Annotated in this window: 15 protein-coding genes; 4 read left to right on the top strand and 11 right to left on the bottom strand. The window is 53.3% G+C overall.

Translation table 11 applies throughout. The features are described from left to right. Positions 1-112: 112 nt before the first annotated feature. The 9 genes from recC to rppH form a co-directional block, all read right to left on the bottom strand. Entirely contained in the window at positions 113-3481 is a 3369-nt protein-coding gene (gene recC / locus OGV80_RS13390) for an exodeoxyribonuclease V subunit gamma (protein WP_087052045.1), read from the bottom strand. Positions 3482-3493: 12 nt separating this feature from the next. Further along, a complete protein-coding gene (locus tag OGV80_RS13385) occupies positions 3494-3817 on the bottom strand; it encodes a prepilin-type N-terminal cleavage/methylation domain-containing protein (protein WP_043017431.1) in 324 nt (107 codons plus the stop codon). Beyond that, entirely contained in the window at positions 3802-4209 is a 408-nt protein-coding gene (locus OGV80_RS13380; RefSeq protein WP_286515104.1) for a DUF2509 family protein, read from the bottom strand. Before OGV80_RS13380 ends, OGV80_RS13385 begins: the two co-directional genes overlap by 16 nt. Beyond that, positions 4206-4769 (bottom strand): prepilin peptidase-dependent protein, encoded by a 564-nt coding sequence (locus OGV80_RS13375; RefSeq protein ID WP_080626148.1) that lies wholly within the window; start codon positions 4767-4769, stop codon positions 4206-4208. Before OGV80_RS13375 ends, OGV80_RS13380 begins: the two co-directional genes overlap by 4 nt. After that, positions 4760-5230, bottom strand: coding sequence for a prepilin peptidase-dependent protein (locus OGV80_RS13370; RefSeq protein ID WP_181634345.1), 471 nt, complete (start codon positions 5228-5230; stop codon positions 4760-4762). Before OGV80_RS13370 ends, OGV80_RS13375 begins: the two co-directional genes overlap by 10 nt. Positions 5231-5413: 183 nt before the next feature. After that, on the bottom strand, positions 5414-6208 hold the full coding sequence (gene thyA, locus OGV80_RS13365; RefSeq protein WP_003033990.1) for a thymidylate synthase: 795 nt from the start codon (positions 6206-6208) through the stop codon (positions 5414-5416). A gap of 6 nt (positions 6209-6214) precedes the next feature. After that, positions 6215-7090 (bottom strand): prolipoprotein diacylglyceryl transferase, encoded by an 876-nt coding sequence (gene lgt / locus OGV80_RS13360; protein WP_043017436.1) that lies wholly within the window; start codon positions 7088-7090, stop codon positions 6215-6217. Positions 7091-7312: 222 nt separating this feature from the next. Then, entirely contained in the window at positions 7313-9559 is a 2247-nt protein-coding gene (gene ptsP, locus OGV80_RS13355; protein WP_043017437.1) for a phosphoenolpyruvate--protein phosphotransferase, read from the bottom strand. Between the two features lie 12 nt (positions 9560-9571). Next, complete coding sequence (gene rppH / locus OGV80_RS13350) at positions 9572-10102, bottom strand: RNA pyrophosphohydrolase (protein ID WP_135324454.1); 531 nt, start codon at positions 10100-10102, stop codon at positions 9572-9574. 684 nt (positions 10103-10786) lie between these two features. Here rppH and mutH point away from each other — a divergent pair. The 4 genes from mutH to OGV80_RS13330 all read left to right on the top strand — a co-directional run bounded on the left by mutH (position 10787) and on the right by OGV80_RS13330 (position 13781). Further along, complete coding sequence (gene mutH / locus OGV80_RS13345; protein ID WP_043017438.1) at positions 10787-11482, top strand: DNA mismatch repair endonuclease MutH; 696 nt, start codon at positions 10787-10789, stop codon at positions 11480-11482. 75 nt (positions 11483-11557) lie between these two features. Continuing rightward, positions 11558-12271 (top strand): TerC family protein, encoded by a 714-nt coding sequence (locus OGV80_RS13340; RefSeq protein ID WP_003033961.1) that lies wholly within the window; start codon positions 11558-11560, stop codon positions 12269-12271. Between the two features lie 144 nt (positions 12272-12415). Then, positions 12416-12634: a lipoprotein YgdR gene (gene ygdR / locus OGV80_RS13335; protein ID WP_000758660.1), complete on the top strand. Its 219-nt coding sequence runs from the start codon at positions 12416-12418 to the stop codon at positions 12632-12634. A gap of 106 nt (positions 12635-12740) precedes the next feature. After that, on the top strand, positions 12741-13781 hold the full coding sequence (locus tag OGV80_RS13330; protein ID WP_003033954.1) for an NADP(H)-dependent aldo-keto reductase: 1041 nt from the start codon (positions 12741-12743) through the stop codon (positions 13779-13781). Positions 13782-13881: 100 nt separating this feature from the next. On the opposite strand, the gene lplT is transcribed toward OGV80_RS13330, so the two are convergent. Both lplT and aas read right to left on the bottom strand, forming a co-directional pair. Beyond that, entirely contained in the window at positions 13882-15075 is a 1194-nt protein-coding gene (gene lplT / locus OGV80_RS13325; RefSeq protein ID WP_075145678.1) for a lysophospholipid transporter LplT, read from the bottom strand. Continuing rightward, a complete protein-coding gene (aas, locus tag OGV80_RS13320) occupies positions 15068-17227 on the bottom strand; it encodes a bifunctional acyl-ACP--phospholipid O-acyltransferase/long-chain-fatty-acid--ACP ligase (RefSeq protein WP_199994608.1) in 2160 nt (719 codons plus the stop codon). The genes lplT and aas overlap by 8 nt, the downstream gene beginning before the upstream one ends. Positions 17228-17622: the final 395 nt, after the last annotated feature.

Genomic DNA, 17622 nt, shown 5'->3' with positions numbered 1-17622 from the left:
AGGGCAAGACTCTGTGCTGAACGAGCCAGCATCTTCTCTTTATAAGAATCAGTCCGTGACAGAATGCGCATCATAGATGAAGCCATCGAGTTGCGCAATTTTTATACAATCATCATGACTGATTAAAGCGAAAAATCGGTAACAGGTAGTGCTGAGACTGTAAAACAATGGTCTCCAGCGTATCAGCATCCAGTTGTCGCCAAAGACGCTGATACCAGATGTCGTCGCCTTCACCTCGTACTATCATGTTGCCTTCATAGGCCTGCAGAAACTTACTGCGCGCTTTTTGCAACGTTGCATCGTCATCTAACATGGCATCATTTGCGGCGTCATAACAGGTTTTTATCCATGCACCGCCGCTTTCGGGCAACACCAGCAACGGTGACGACATGCCTTCCCGATACCCCTCAATGAGTTGCGACAGGTACAGTAACGCCTGTTCTGCATCCAGCGGCGGAAAACGCCATTCCCCGTCTTTACGCAGGAACAACCGGCTCTCTCCCATACCGCCACTGGCACAATAGACAAGATGTTCCAGCCAAAGTTGCACACCTTGCGCAATGCTTATCAAAGATGGGCGCCAGCGCAACAAACCGTCCTCTTGTACCTGCGGCAGCCAACCGGTGATTTGCACGCCGTTACAGTTAAGATCGATTTCCATGCTCTGACAGGGCTGGCGACAGGCGATAATGCGTTCAGCCAGCGACTGCATCTCCTGACGCTGCGTATCCCACAGAATTTCGCCAAATGGCCCATAGGGTAGCGCGCCCGCCGCACGAAAACGGCGGAACAGCCGTTCAGCATCGTTCTCTTCAACCAGCGTATTAAGCAATTGCTGATTAAGTTGATAGCGGGTTAATCCTTCAAGGGTGAAAGGTTCCGTATCGGGGATCTCACTCTCTTCAGAGCGGAAATTAACCCTCAAACGCATCTGGAAAAAGGCGCGTACCGGATGAGCCCAAAATCGCTGCAGCGTTTCCAGCGTCAGCGTTTCGGGTATCTCAAAGGGCAGAGGCTGTACAAAGTCCGAGTGCGCTTTTCCTGACAGACTCGCCGCAGGCAGCCATTCCCGGGCATAGCTTTGCTGTTCACCCGGTAGATAGTTTTGTGCATCAAAGGGCATACGGGTATGCAAACGGGTAACGTGCGCTTTTACCCGGGCCTCGCTTTGATCGCAGGTTAACGATTCATCGCCCGGCAGATAGTGGCTTTGCCCAATGTAGTCCATCAATTCCTGTACCAGAACCGACGGGAAGCGCTCGCTGTTGTCCTGAATGGATCGGCCAATGTAGCTGATATAGAGCGTTTGCTGTGCCGAAATCAATGCTTCGAGGAACAGATAGCGGTCATCATCGCGACGACTACGATCGCCCCGCATCGGTTTTTGGCTCATTAAATCAAAGCCCAGCGGCGCAAGCTGGCGCGGATAAACGCCATCGTTCATGCCCAGCAGGCACACCACCTTGAAAGGAATAGAACGCATCGGCATCAGCGTACAAATGTTAACGGGCCCCGCCAGGAAGCGCTGGCTGATGCGCTCCTGGTCAAGACGCTGCGCCAGCTCATCACGTAACAGAGAGAGCGGTACGGCCTCGCCATACTCGGCTCCCAAACCTTCAGTGATAATGGCCTGCCACTGCTGTTCAATCAGCGTCAACGCCGCTTCGGTATCCGCGTCCGGCAGGAAGAAATCATTAAGCATGTCCCGGCAAACAGGTAGCCATTCTTCCAGCGGTCGTTCCTGCGCTAACCCTCTACGCCAAAGATTGAGCTGCATCAGCAACGAGGCCAGATGCCCTACCAGCTCGGCAATCAATCCGCTGGACTCATCGTAAGGCAATACCGATTGCCACTCGCCCTGCGCGCTTTCCATCGCGTAGCCGAGCAGCATACGCGTTAAACCAAATTGCCAGGTATGCTGACCTGTAGGCGGAAGCTCCAGCTCACGCACGTTATCGTCGTCAATTCCCCAGCGAATACCGGATTCATTGACCCATAAGCGAAGATAGCGCAGCCCCTCTTCATCAATATTGAAACGCGCCGCCAGCACGGGAACATCCAGTAACGCCAGGACATCCTCTGAGACAAAACGGCTATCCGGCAGCGACAGCAGGCTAATAAAGGCCTGTAAGACGGGATGAGACTGGCGCGCCCGACGGTCGGAAATTGCGTAAGGTAAGTAACGCTCGGCTGGCGCGCTGCCAAAGACCGACTGAATGAATGGACTGTAGCTGTCGATATCCGCCACCATCACGATAATATCGCGCGGCGTCAGCGTTGGATCCGCTTCCAGCATTGCCAGCAAGCGGTCATGAAGAATTTCTACCTCGCGCTGTGGGCTATGGCAGACATGGAAAGTCACGCTGGTATCGTTCAGCTCAAGCCGGCGTTTATTGTCGCTCCGGGAATATTCTTCCAGCGTAACGCCCGCCACAGCATGACTTTCAAGCTCCAGAATATCCGATTGAATATTGTGCAAAAGATTGTCAGGCGTAATATCGACGAACGCATCCAGCTCCTGACTATTCTCTAGCTCTGAAAGCAGGTAAATGTAATCGCGCCCCAGTTTGCCCCATGAGGCCAGCATCGGGTTGCCCACATCCTGTTCGCCATCGCTATTAAATAATCCTTCAGCTTTCTGACTGTCACGAAACAACGGCAGATGGCGTTCTTCAAAGCTGTGCCGACGCTGACGCGCCATCAGCTTCGCCAGCCAGGCGGGATCTTTTATATCCCCCCAGTAGTAGCGACAAGGGTTGGTAAACAGCAGATGAATATCAATGTGCTTACCCAGCGCCTGCAATGCCTGCAAATAAACCGGCGGCAGCGCCGAAATACCGCAAATAAAGACGCGAGAAGGCAGTCCCTGCGGGCACTCGGACGCACTTTCCAGGGTCTGAATAAAACGTTGGTATAAATTGGCACGATGCCAGCGCGGCTGACCCAATTCCTCAGTGTATTCCACCAGCGCTTTCCACAACGGGGCCTGCCAGGCCTGAGACTCGCCAAGTCCGTCAACCAGTCGCCCGGCTTCCCACTGGGTCAACCAGTCAGGGCGGTAGACTAAATACTGGTCAAAAAGGTCAGCAGCACGCGAGGAAAGCTGAAACAGCTTGCGCTTATCGGTGTCGTCCGTCAGATAGTGGCGCAGCAATGCGAAATCATCGCCATCCAGTAATTGCGGCAACAGCGTCATCAACTTCCAACTCATGCTCTGTTTGCTAAACGCGCTCTCTTTAGGGATATCCGGCAGCACGCGCACAAACATATCCCAGATAAAACTCGCAGGCAGCGGAAAATCGATGTTGGCGGCAATACTAAACTTCTGTGCAAGGGTCATTTGTAGCCACTGCGCCATGCCGGTACTTTGAACCAGGATCATCTCAGGTTCAAAGGGGTCGTCCAGCCGCTCGCGCTCAACGATAAATTCCATTAACGCTTCCAGCACATCCAGACGATTGGAGTGGTAGACCCTTAACATAGCGACTCCTGACTACTGACGATTCGGGCAATGCAGACGCGTCATCTGACCCTGCCTGCCCAGGGGTGAAGATATTTTAACGTTGATGCTGACACATCCCGCTCTCGTTGTCTGCATTCGGTTAATCTGCCAGTCCAAAGGTGATGAAAACTGATACAGCTGGGTTTGCTGCCAGGCATGACGCCAGAGTTGTTGGTACTGGTTTCTGATGATAAAGCTGTTCATCAGCGCCCGCTGGTATCCCGACAACGCGGTCACAATCATTATCATCAGTACCATTGCCAGCATCACTTCCGGCAGGCTAAAGCCACGCTGTCTGTTCAGGGGATCTGACATAACGCCTGCTCCTTTAACGGGCAAAAATCGCTCCAGCCATTGGCCGAGAAGGCGATGTTGCCATCGATAACCGCTCCCTGACGCCATAGAGACACCCCTTCATAGTGAGCAATAAGCAGCACGAAATTATTAGTAAGCAGGCGCAGGCAAACCGCGGCATCCTTCATGGTATCGCGCCGACACTGTACGGCGGGTTGTATGCGCCAGGGCTGCATACGTCCCCATTCCAACGCGGATTGCACCGTCGCCTGACGCTGCAGCGCCTGGCTTTGCGTCACCACTCGTGAAGCAAAACTGGCCTCCTGTCTGCTAGCGCCTTGCAGCAGAAGACTACCGAGCACCAGCAGCAACAGGACCATCGCCAGAGATGAAGCGCCTCTCTCGCTGTTCACAGGTTGAATCCCGTAACGCTGTACACGGCTTCAATAACCTTTTGTGGTTCGACATTGTTCACTCCGCGCAAACGCAGCGTAAGGAGCGGGGAATATCCGCTGATCTTCAGGCGTTCAACCTGAAATGCCTCAATCTGTATCGTGGCTGGATCGGTCATTTTCTCCCACCCTTTTCCATTACAGTCAGTTGCTCCCCGCAGGGTCTCCAGCACCTTGTCCTGTAAACGAAACCCGATAGCATCAGCCTCTTTAGCGGAACTGCTGTCCCAAACGCCGTTGCTGTTAGCATCCCAGCGGGCAATAACACAGTCCCCCTTAGCCGATATCACCAGTCCCTCTCCGCCACAGTTTCCCCGGCAATACCCTGCCCGCTGAAGGTGCTTAGCCACGGTATAGACCCGCTGCCATATTTCATCTTCCAGCGCCAACTGGCTCGTATTGCGCAGAATCTCTCGCTGTAGCGCCGGTAAAAATTGCGCTGAGCTAAGCAGTAAAACGCTGCTAATCGCCATCGCAATGAGTACCTCCAGCAGTGAAAATCCCCGTTCCTTTACTGACATAACCGGGCCTCATCGCGCTCGCAAAGCCTGATTCGCCCCCAACCAGATACCACCACCCGCCATTCCCCTGCCGTATTTTTCAGGCGGATATGTCCGGCCCATGCCGTATTGCGCAGACCAAAAAAGGCCAGTGAAGGCGTTATCTCTGCCAACTCGACATCGTCCCAGAGCGGTGTAAACACCAAAGGTGAAGCGGGTTTGCACACATCTTGCGAAGCCGCAGAGCTGACAAAGCACCACGATGCGCCATCCCGAATCACGCTTATCACGTGATCGCGGTTACGCCAGTTAGCATCTTCACGCAGTTGCAGCAGGTAATCCCGGACCTGGCAGGCGGTTTGCCACAGGCGCTGTTGTTGCTGCCAGCGCTGCCAGCCATAAAGACCTGATGCGCCAAGCGCCGCGACGATCAGCATCGTAATCAGGGTTTCGAGAAGCGTGTAGCCGTGTTGTTTTTTCATGCCGCCAGTATGGCGTGAGGAAAATGAATAACGAGCGGGAAATTCGGTTTCTACGGCGAGCTACGGAGAATATTTTTCGAGTTGCAGTCCATTGCAATAATTCAGGAATCTGCGCCGAAGAACGCGATTTTAGATAAAAAAAACCGACGCACACAGGCGTCGGTTGTGACAGCATGAAGCCGGTTAGATAGCCACTGGCGCTTTAATACCAGGATGCGGATCGTAGCCTTCAATTTCGAAGTCTTCGAAGCGATAGTCAAAAATAGATTCAGGCTTACGTTTGATAACCAGCTTCGGCAGCGCGCGCGGTTCACGGCTAAGCTGCAGATGCGTTTGATCCATATGATTGCTGTACAGGTGCGTGTCGCCACCGGTCCAGACAAAATCACCTACTTCCAGATCGCACTGCTGCGCCATCATGTGCACCAACAGGGCGTAGCTGGCAATGTTAAACGGCAAGCCGAGGAACACATCGCACGAACGCTGATACAGCTGGCAGGAGAGCTTGCCATCCGCTACGTAAAACTGGAAGAACGCATGGCACGGCGCCAGCGCCATTTTATCCAGCTCGCCGACGTTCCATGCGGAAACGATGATACGGCGAGAGTCCGGGTCATTTTTGAGCTGGTTTAACACCGTGGTGATCTGGTCAATATGGCGTCCATCTGGCGTAGGCCACGCGCGCCATTGTTTGCCATAAACCGGGCCTAAATTACCGTTTTCATCCGCCCATTCGTCCCAGATTGAGACGTTGTTTTCATGCAGGTAGGCAACGTTGGTGTCGCCCTGCAAAAACCACAGCAGCTCATGAATGATCGAGCGTAAATGGCAGCGTTTAGTCGTAACCAGCGGGAACCCTTCCTGCAGATTAAAACGCATCTGATGACCAAAAATGGAAAGCGTTCCGGTTCCGGTACGGTCGTTTTTCTGTGTGCCTTCATCCAGCACTTTTTGCATCAGTTCTAAATACTGTTTCATGGTTCCTCAGGAAACGTGTTGCTGTGGGCTGCGGCGGTACGCCCAAACCATCATAATAATGCCTGCGACAATCATCGGGATAGAGAGGATCTGTCCCATGCTGATGTACTGTACCCAGGTGCCGGTAAACTGCGCATCCGGCTGGCGGAAGAATTCAACGATAATACGAAACGCGCCATAGCCAATCAGGAACAGACCGGATACCGAGCCCATCGGGCGCGGCTTGCGAATGTACAGGTTGAGAATGATAAACAGCACGACACCTTCGAGCGCCATCTCATAAAGCTGTGAGGCGTGGCGCGGCAGCGAGCCGTAGGTATCAAAAATAGACTGCCATTGCGGGTTAGTTTGCAGCAGTAAAATATCTTCGGTGCGAGAGCCCGGGAACAGCATGGAAAACTTGAAGTTCGGGTCAACGCGTCCCCACAGCTCACCGTTGATAAAGTTACCCAGACGCCCTGCGCCCAGACCAAACGGAATCAGCGGGGCGATGAAATCAGAAACCTGGAAGAACGAACGTTTGGTGCGTTTGGCGAAGATAATCATCACCAGGATCACACCAATAAGCCCACCGTGGAAGGACATCCCACCGTCCCAGACGCGGAACAGATACAGCGGGTTGTCGAGGAATAACGGGAAGTTATAGAACAGTACATAACCAATACGTCCACCAAGGAACACCCCAAGGAAGCCCGCATACAGTAAGTTTTCTACTTCATTTTTGGTCCAGCCACTGCCCGGACGATTCGCGCGGCGGGTCGCCAGCCACATCGCAAATATAAACCCCACCAAATACATTAAGCCGTACCAGTGAAGCGCGACGGGTCCGATTGAGAAAATGACCGGATCGAAATCCGGAAAATGCAGATAGCTACTGGTCATCTGTCACCACAAGTTCTTGTTATTTCGCTGAAGTCAGACAGCAATTGATAAGCGCGCCTGCATAATACAGGCGCTCCAAAGGTGCGAATGATAGCACAAGGGGATCGCAGCGGATGCCGGGAAGATGTAAAAGATCTGTATAGGTAATCTTTATCCCCCCGCAATGCCTGATGGTGCTACGCTTACCAGGCCTACAGGCTGATAACACGAAATTTGTCAGGCCTATAATCCCCCGCGAATCAATCCCCCCATGCCACGGCGCTCCATAAAGGCCGCTACCTGATGGCGTACTTCTGCCGCCATCTGCGCTTCCAGGCTGCGCTGCGCCAGCGTTTGCGCTTCATCAAAATCGATATGACGCAGCAGATATTTGACGCGAGCGACGGAACGACCGTTCATCGACAAATGACGAAAACCAAGGCCGATCAGAATAGCCACGCACATCGGGTCGCCCGCCATTTCACCGCACAGGCGCAAATCGATACCGCTTTTTTCGGCTTCCTGCGCAATCATCGCCAGCGCACGTAACATCCCCGGATGCAGGCTGTCATAAATGCTGGCTACCCGCGTATTGTTACGATCGACGGCCAGAATGTACTGGGTTAAATCGTTAGTTCCGACCGAGATAAAGTCTATCCGGTTTGTCAGATGCGGCAGCATGAATACCATCGACGGAACTTCCAGCATGATGCCAATGCGCGGTTTCGGGATCGCATAGCCGATCATCTCTTCCACTTCGCGTCCGGCACGTTCAATCAAACGTCGCGCTTCGTCCACTTCATCAATGCTTGTAACCATCGGCAGCAAAATGCTGAGGTTGCCTGTTGCCGCGTTGGCTCGCAGCATGGCGCGAACCTGGATCAAAAAGATCTCTGGCTGATCGAGCGTTATGCGGATCCCACGCCAGCCAAGGCACGGGTTCTCTTCACTTATTGGCATGTAGGGCAGTTGTTTATCGGCGCCGACATCCAGCGTACGCAGAGTTACCGGCTTATCGTTAAACATTTGCAGCATACCCTGATACTGTGCAACCTGTTCTTCTTCCGAAGGAAAACCGCTTTGCAGCATGAACGGGATTTCTGTGCGATACAGACCAATGCCATCGATCCGGCTTCCCAGCTTTTCTTCATGTTCCGGGCTGAGACCCGCATTGAGCATCACTTTCACGCGCTCGCCGCTTTTCAACTGCGCTGGCTGGTTGACGTCGTCTTCCGCCAGGCGGCTCAGCTCAATTTCTTCACTGATAAGACGCTGGTATTCCTGGATCAACACCGGTTCCGGATCAACCAGCAGTTCACCGCGATAACCGTCCACCACCAACGTACGGCGATGCAGCACCGAAGGCTGGATATCGGCCCCCATGACGGTAGGGATACCCAGCGCACGAACCATAATTGCCGCATGGGAGTTGGCTGCGCCGTCCCGGACAACCACGCCGACTAGCCGGTCCTGAGGAAGTTCCGCCAGCGTGGTCGCGGAAAGTTCATCCGCCACCAGCACAAAACGTTCCGGCCAGGCATTCGGCCCCTGAACAGAGTCGTCAAGATGGAACAGCAGACGCTGGCCCAGCGCACGTAAATCTCCGGCCCGCTCTTTGAGGTAGTTATCACTCAGCGCGGCAAATTGTTCGGCAAACTTTTCGATGATCGTTTTCACGGCCCACTCGGCCACCGAACCGTTATCCACTTCCGCAAACAGCTCACGGCGCAGACGGGTATCGGAAAGCAGGTGTGAATAGAGATCAAAGATCGCCGCCGTTTCTTTCTGCGCCCCGGCGGTAAAGCGTTTGCTGTAGCGGCGAAATTCGTTCGCCGCCTCTTCCAGCGCACCGGTCAGTCGCTCGCGCTCAAGCACCGGGTCCAGCGTTGAAGCCTGATAGACCTGTTCCATCAGCGGCAGCGTCGCGTCCTGCCAGCCTTCGGCTATTGCCACACCGGGAGCGGCAGGCAATGCACGGATACGCGTTTGCCGGTATTGGCCAAATAGCGCGTTTAGCTGCGACTGCGAAAGAATAGCCGCCATTTGCGTGGCGAGCGTGACGAGGAAAGACTCTTCACTTTCATCGTACTGGCGCAATTCGCGCTGCTGTACCACCAGCACACCTAAAAGCTGGCGGCGCTGAATGATCGGCACGCCTAAGAACGCACGAAAGCGCTCTTCTTTTACCGAAGGAATGTATTTAAAGCTGGGATGTTTTTGCGCATCGGCGAGGTTGATAGGTTCCGCCAGCCTGCCAACCAGGCCAACGATACCTTCATCAAACGCGAGTGCGACAGTGCGACCACGCGGTTTTTTCAGTCCCCGGGTCGCCATGAGGTAATAACAACGTCGATCGTGATCGGCCAGATAAACCGAACAGACCTCTGTATCCATCGCAAGACAGATGTCGGTAACCAGAATATTCAGCGCTTCATTCAGACGCGGAGCACTGGCCACCTTTTCGACTATTTCGCGCAGGCGGGTGAGCATAATTTGCGTAGCTTAACCTCTTTTACGTCTGTACGCAGGTGCGCTTTGCGGCTTAGGAGTACTCTCCTGAAGCGCCATGACAACACTTGCGAATTCTTTCATCACCCTGCGATAGACATCGCGTTTAAATGACACCACCTGTCGAACCGGATACCAGTAACTCACCCAGCGCCAGCCGTCGAACTCAGGTGTACTGCTGGTTTGCATATTGATTTCAGCATCGCTGCTGATCAATTGCAGAAGAAACCATTTTTGTTTCTGGCCGATACAAACCGGCTTCGTGTCCCAACGCACCAAACGTTTCGGTAACTTGTAACGCAACCAGTTACGAGTAGAAGCAAGGATCCGTACATCTTTACGACTAAGACCCACTTCTTCAAAGAGTTCCCGGTACATCGCCTGCTCTGCTGTCTCTCCTGCATTTATCCCACCTTGCGGGAATTGCCAGGAGTGCTGACCAAATCGCCGGGCCCACATGACCTGCCCCTGGCGGTTACAAATTACTATCCCTACATTCGGGCGGTAGCCATCGTCATCAATCACCGGACTACCTCAACATAAACCTTATATACAAACGATTGTTTCACACTCCTGAGGGGCGGTAAACCACTCTGTTAAGGGTGCGATATTCTAATAACAATTGAATAACTCACAGCTAAGGGCCGAGTTATAAACAGAATAAGGGCAAGCAAGGCGATTTTATTCACCTTTTCTGTGGATATAGTTGTGAAGAAGTACGGAATTACTATGGGAAAACCCAGAACAGTCCGAATAAGACATTCGTCACATATCAAAAATAGTCTTATGGATTCATAAAGTTAAAACCGATCAGTGCAAATAAACACTTAGAAATGTGACGTGTATCACGCACACGATCTTCAGGCTGATGAAAGATCGACCAGCGTTGGTTTTATCCACAGATTATGCCAATAAGTTAGGCACAATTTGTGTGAAAATTCGATTTTCGTCGCACGTCAAGGCTGTAAATTGAAACAGTAGTGGGGCTTTTTCACAGTTATCCCATCTTTCTGTGGATAACATGGTGTAAGATCCTGTTCATTGTCAGTGACCAGAATTGGAAAACCCACTTCGCTGTTGCGCAACTCTGCACACGTGAATCTAAAAACCAATATAAATCATAGAATTGAATAAAGGATGTGGAAAAAGATAAACTCTGTCCACACGGTATAAAATCATTGCTCATTTTTTCACCTAAGGGTTAACCCGATGCCTGAACTCCGTCCGTTGCTTTCTCCCCCTGAATCTGAAGCCCAGTTGCTAAGCCAGGCGCGGCTACTTTCGGGCTACGCGTTAGGAGAATTAGCGGCAATGGCGGGAATCGTGGCGCCTAAGGATCTCAAGCGCGATAAAGGCTGGATTGGCGTGCTACTGGAAATCTGGCTCGGTGCCAGCGCGGGCAGTAAACCAGAGCAGGATTTTGCGGCACTAGGCGTGGAGCTGAAAACGATCCCTGTGGACAGTCTTGGCAGACCGCTGGAAACCACCTTTGTGTGTGTGGCGCCGTTAACCGGTAATACTGGCGTCACCTGGGAAACCAGCCATGTGCGGCACAAACTTAAACGCGTTCTGTGGATCCCGGTGGAAGGCGAACGCAGCATCCCGCTGGCTGAGCGCCGCGTCGGCTCTCCCCTGCTGTGGAGCCCGAATGAAGAAGAAGACCAGCAGTTGCGTCTGGACTGGGAAGAGTTGATGGACATGATAGTGTTAGGCCATGTCGAACGCATCACCGCTCGCCATGGGGAAGTACTGCAGCTGCGTCCTAAAGCAGCCAACGCCCGAGCGCTAACCGAGGCCATTGGCGCTCATGGCGAACCCATCCTCACCCTGCCACGCGGCTTTTACTTGAAAAAGAACTTCACCCGCGCATTGCTTGAGCGACATTTCTTGTTCCAGGCGCAATAGGCACCGTCCGGCCTTTCACCCGCCGCGTTACGGGCCTATAATTACCGCTTCTTTTTTTTGGCAGGACTTTGTTAGATGTTATTTGCATGGATAACCGATCCTAACGCCTGGCTTGCGCTCGGTACGCTGACGCTGCTGGAGATCGTTCTTGGGATCGACAATATTATTTTCCTCTCTCTGGTTGTAGCCAAACTCCCGACAGCGCAACGTAATCATGCCCGACGCATTGGGCTTGCAGCGGCGATGATCATGCGTCTGGCACTGCTGGCTTCTATCGCCTGGGTAACGCGGCTGACAAACCCGCTATTCGAACTGTTTGGCGAGGCGATATCAGCGCGCGACCTGATCCTTCTGCTGGGGGGATTGTTCCTTATCTGGAAAGCCAGTAAGGAGATCCACGAATCCATTGAAGGCGAGGAAGAGGGACTGAAAACCCGCGTATCTTCTTTCCTGGGCGCGATTGTGCAGATCATGTTGTTAGACATTATCTTCAGTCTGGATTCCGTGATTACTGCGGTTGGCTTGTCCGATCATCTGTTTATTATGATGGCGGCGGTGGTGATTGCCGTAGGCGTGATGATGTTTGCCGCGCGCCCAATTGGCGAGTTTGTCGATCGCCATCCTTCGGTAAAAATGCTGGCGCTCTCGTTCCTGATTTTGGTCGGTTTTACGCTAATTCTGGAAAGTTTCGACGTCCACGTTCCGAAAGGATATATCTATTTCGCTATGTTCTTCTCTATCGCAGTAGAGACCCTGAACCTGTGGCGTAATAAAAAAAATCCGCTCTGAGGAAACCCATCGCTCCCTGCAAGGGGAGCGAATGCCGGCCACACCTACCCCTTCTCACAGTTTAAGATTTTACTGCTTTCACCATGCACAACTTCGCGTTATTACTAAACTATTGTCAGACGCAGGCCATGTGAGGATAAGCAGATGAAAAAATGGGCAGTTTTGATTTCCGCCGTAGGACTGGCTTTTGCCGTTTCCGGATGCAGCAGCGATTATGTAATGGCAACAAAAGATGGTCGAATGATCCTGACCGATGGAAAACCAGAAATTGACGATGATACCGGTCTGGTGAGCTATCACGACCAGCAGGGCAATGCGATGCAGATTAACCGCGATGATGTGTCTCAAATCATTGAACGCTGATGGTTGAGGTCAGCAGCGCGCTGGCCTTAACAATTTTACTTCCCTTTTTCGCTTCCCTCAGCCATTTTTATAATCCTTATGTCGTGATTATAAAAAGGAAACGGCTATGCAATATCACCGTATACCCCACAGCTCGCTGGAAGTCAGTACACTGGGGCTGGGCACAATGACGTTTGGTGAACAAAACAGCGAAGCCGACGCACATGCACAGCTCGATTATGCCGTAGCACAGGGCATAAATTTAATCGACGTTGCCGAGATGTATCCGGTACCGCCGCGTCCTGAAACCCAGGGTCTCACCGAAACCTACGTAGGTAACTGGCTCGCCAAACACGGTAGCCGCGAAAAGCTAATCGTTGCATCTAAGGTCAGCGGCCCATCACGTAACAACGACAGCGGCATTCGCCCGAATCAGGCGCTGGATCGTAAAAATATCCGTGAAGCGCTGCATGACAGCCTGAAAAGACTGCAAACCGATTACCTCGATCTGTATCAGGTTCACTGGCCGCAGCGCCCGACCAACTGCTTTGGTAAGTTAGGCTACAGCTGGACGGACTCCGCGCCGGTCGTTTCCCTGCTGGATACGCTGGACGCGCTGGCAGAATTTCAGCGGGCGGGGAAAATTCGCTATATCGGCGTGTCCAATGAAACCGCCTTTGGCGTGATGCGCTATCTGCACCTGGCGGACAAACACGATCTGCCGCGCATCGCCACCATCCAGAACCCTTACAGCCTGCTGAACCGCAGCTTTGAGGTTGGACTGGCGGAAGTGAGCCAGTATGAAGGGGTTGAACTGCTGGCCTACTCTTGCCTGGGCTTCGGTACGTTAACCGGTAAATACCTGAACGGCGCGAAACCTGCCGGTGCACGTAATACGTTGTTTAGCCGTTTCACGCGCTACAGCGGCGAGCAAACACAAAAAGCCGTCGCGGCCTATGTGGATATCGCGAAACGCCATAATCTGGATCCTGCGCAAATGGCGCTGGCATTCGTGCGTCGTCAGCCGTTTGTCGCCAGCACGTTGCTGGGTGCCACGACGATGGAGCAGTTAAAAACCAACGTTGAAAGCCTGCATCTGGAGCTGAGCGAAGAAGTACTGGCGGAGATTGAAGCGGTGCATCAGGTGTATACCTATCCTGCACCGTAACGGTTAGCGCCTGATGGCGCTATGCTTATCAGGCCTACAGACAGCGTTCCCTGTAGGCCGGATAAGGCAACGCAGCCATCCGGCAACAGCACGTAACAGACTAATGGCGGCGCTGCCAAATCCACAGCGCCGCAATCGCCAGCGCAAACAGCGCACCAAATCCAATACCAATCGCAACTGCCGGGATCCCCACCAGCACCGCCAGTGAGTAAATACCCAGCATCAGCAGCATCGCACTGTTTTCGCCGAGGTTTTGCACCGCTATCGCATTACCCGCACCGACGCTTTTCTTGCCCCGCTCCTGCAGCAACGCATTCAGCGGCACCACAAAGAAGCCACCAGACACGCCGATAAGCATCAGCAACGCGTAGGCCGGAAGCAGCGAATGTTGAAGAGAGAAAATCAGCACCACGATGCCAATCAGGATCCCCGCCGGCATACAGCGCGACACGGTTTCCAGCGTCACCAGCTTCGCTGCCGCACCCGCGCCTACCACAATCCCAATCGCTACCATGGCATTGAGATAGGTCGGCGTGGCGTTATCGGTGATACCGAGCGCCACCGGGACCCACAGCACCAGCAGAAAACGCAGCGTGACGCCCGCGCCCCAAAAAAGGCTGGTTCCGACCAACGAGAAACGTGTTTCACCGTTGCGCCATAGCGAAGAGGCGGCACAGAAGAAACTGCGCGTCATTTTCCCCAGATGCCAGGACTGACCAGGGCGAGCCGCGGCCAGTTTCGGGATATACAGGTTAGCCACTACCGCGCCAGCATAAGCCAGCGCACAGGCAGAAAGCGCGGCAATCACATGCCAGTCGGCCAGTACGCCGCCGGCGACAGAACCGAGCAAAATCGCGGCAATGGTGGAGGCTTCCATCAGGCCGTTGGCCTTCACCAGTTTGTCACCGGTAGTCAGTTCACCGAGAATGCCATACTTGGCCGGTGAATACGCCGCCGCGCCGATCCCCACCAGCGTATACCCGAGAAAGGGATTAATGCCGAAGCAAATACTCGCCGCACCCAACAGTTTCAGGGCGTTCGCAAACATCATCACTCTGCCTTTGGCAAAGCTATCCGCCACCTGTCCAACAAACGGCGCAAACAGGATGTAAGCGCCCACAAACACCATTTGCAGGATTGGCTGGCTCCAGTCCGGATAAAATTGTTCCTTCAGCAGCGCCAGCGTGGCGAACAGCAGCGCGTTATCGCCAAACGCCGACAGAAACTGCGCGGCGATAACGGACATCATCCCTTTGGACCAGATTGAAGTGTTAGTGTGCACTGACTCACTCATGTTGTTTTTCCGGCTCATCGACCCAGCTTTTCAGCGTAACAAAATCCGGCTTACCGCTGCCGAGTAATGGGAGTTGCTTCAGGTGGCGAATATCACGCGGTACGGCAAGTTCAGGTACGCCGTGCGCCCGCGCATACTGTTGTAGTTTTTCACGCGTGAGGTCGGTGTCGGTAGTAAACAGCACCAGCGCCTCACCTTTGCTGGCATCACTCTTGATCGCCGTGGCGTGCATTTTGTCTGCAGATACCGCCAACGCCAGTTGCTCAACCATTTCCAGAGACACCATCTCTCCGGCAATTTTAGCGAAACGCTTGGCGCGCCCCTGAATCTGTACAAAGCCGTTTTCATCAAAGCGCACAATGTCGCCGGTGTCATACCAGCCGCGCTCAATCTCACCTTGCGCATTCTCTGCCGTCGGCACTTCCAGCACACCGGGTTTTTCAACGCGTAAATAGCCGCTCATAATATTGGGGCCTTTCAGCTGTAAACGCCCACCGTCCTCAATACCCGGAACGGCTAACAGTCGGGCATCCATGCCAGGCAAGATGCGCCCTACCGTTCCCGGTTTTGCCGCCATTGGTACGTTGATCGACACCACCGGCGCACATTCCGTCACGCCATAGCCTTCAAGGACGCGCAGGCCAAATTTCTCCTGCCACAGCTGCTTTGTGCTGTCCTGCAGTTTTTCCGCGCCCGCCACCACATAGCGCAGGCGGTGGAAATCGTACGGATGCGCGAAACGCGCGTAGTTGCCAAGGAACGTAGACGTACCAAACAACACGGTGCAGTTCCGGTCATATACCAGCTCTGGCACAATGCGGTAATGCAGCGGGCTGGGATAAAGGAACACTTCTGCGCCAGTCAGCAGCGGCGTGAATAATCCCACCGTCAGGCCAAAGGAGTGGAACAGCGGCAGCGCCGACATAAAGCGGTCATCAGCGGTGAAATCGGCAATCGTTTTAATCTGCTCAACGTTCGCCAGAATGCTCTTGTGGCTATGGACCACGCCTTTCGGATGGCCTTCCGAACCGGAGGTAAAGAGGATCACCGCGGCCTCTTCCGGCTGCTGTTTAACTTGCGCCAGATGCGGTGCCAGCAGATGTGAGAAAATCCACAGCTTATCGCTAAATGTCACATCAGCTTTTAAGTCCTCCAGATAAACCCAGCGCACCTGGGTGAGCTGTTCTGGTAAATGCCAGAGTTTGCCTTTTTCGAGAAACTGTCTGGATGTGAAGATCGTTTTGATTTCGGAGGCAGTAATGGCGCTGGTTAACCCTTTCACGCCCGCGGTGTAGTTCATCATGGCCGGAATGCGTCGACGCGCAATGGCGCCAAAAATGACCGCCGCGCTGATGCCCGCGTTTGGCAGCATCAGGCCAATTTTTTCACCTTCGACACTGTATTTTTCCAAAATACGGGCCACAAAGAGCGTCTTCGTGAGCAGCTTGCGGTAGCTGTCCGGGGTAAAGTTGATATCTTCAATGCAGTTTTTGCCTGCGCCAAAACGGTATTTTGCCGCCAGCAGCGACTCGTATAGCGTTTCACGCGGACGCACCGCCATGCGCGCTTCCATCATAATTTGATGCAGCATTTCACCAGCAATTTTGCGGCGATCGCGGGCACGCGGCGCTTCCGGCATCGGCATGTGGGTCGGCGGCAGAATATGCAGTTGGATACGCGGGAAGAATCGCTGTTTAACCCGACCTTTCAGGCGGCTAAAGCGGGAAAGCTCTGCGCCCTCAATGCGGACAGGAACGACCGTCGCCCCCGACTTAGCGGCGACAAACCCCGCGCCGTCATAAATTTTCATTAACGAACCGGTGGTAGAAATACGTCCTTCCGGGAAAATAACCACCGGACGCCCCTGCTCGACCAGACGAACCAGATGTTTAATCGACATTGGTTTGGTTGGGTCTAACGGCACGAAATCAATCAGCGGGGTTAGCCAGCGCATATACCATTGCTGGCTGATCGAGGTGTAAACGGCGAAGACGGGACGAATTGGTAAAAATAGCGCCAGCAGGATGCCGTCTATAAATGAGACATGGTTGGGAGTGATTAGAACGCGTTCTCCCTGTAGCGCGCTAACATCGCCCGTGACGCGAACGCGGAAAAGCACGCGAAACAGATTACGAAAAAAGCCAAATAGCATCTCAACTCCCTGTGCCATTAATTACATAAACATTAATGGTGGGAGAGTATACGAGTTGGGGAACAGGCGCGACAGGTAACTGGTAAATACAATCCGAAAAAAAACCTGCGCATCCGCGCAGGTCGGTGCAAGAGACAGGTACGAAGTGCGTACCGAATAATCTCACCAATCAATACCTCTGGGATCTTGATTGTGGTCGTCAGACACCAGATACGCCAGCGCGAAAACGCAAAGGAATGAACCCAAATGCAACGAGTTGTGTAAATTATCGGTTACTGTTACAGATAGGCTGAAGATAAAAAAAAACCTGCGCATCTGCGCAGGCTGGTGTAATTCTAGTGATCAACCCGAAAGTTGATTTCACCTATCAATACCTCTGGGATCCCAACTCTAGC

The sequence above is a fragment of the Citrobacter sp. Ce119 genome (assembly GCF_030334525.1).
Classification (GTDB): domain Bacteria; phylum Pseudomonadota; class Gammaproteobacteria; order Enterobacterales; family Enterobacteriaceae; genus Citrobacter; species Citrobacter europaeus.
The sequence above is the reverse complement of the archived record's forward strand: the minus strand, read 5'-3'. Positions and strand labels throughout refer to the sequence as shown.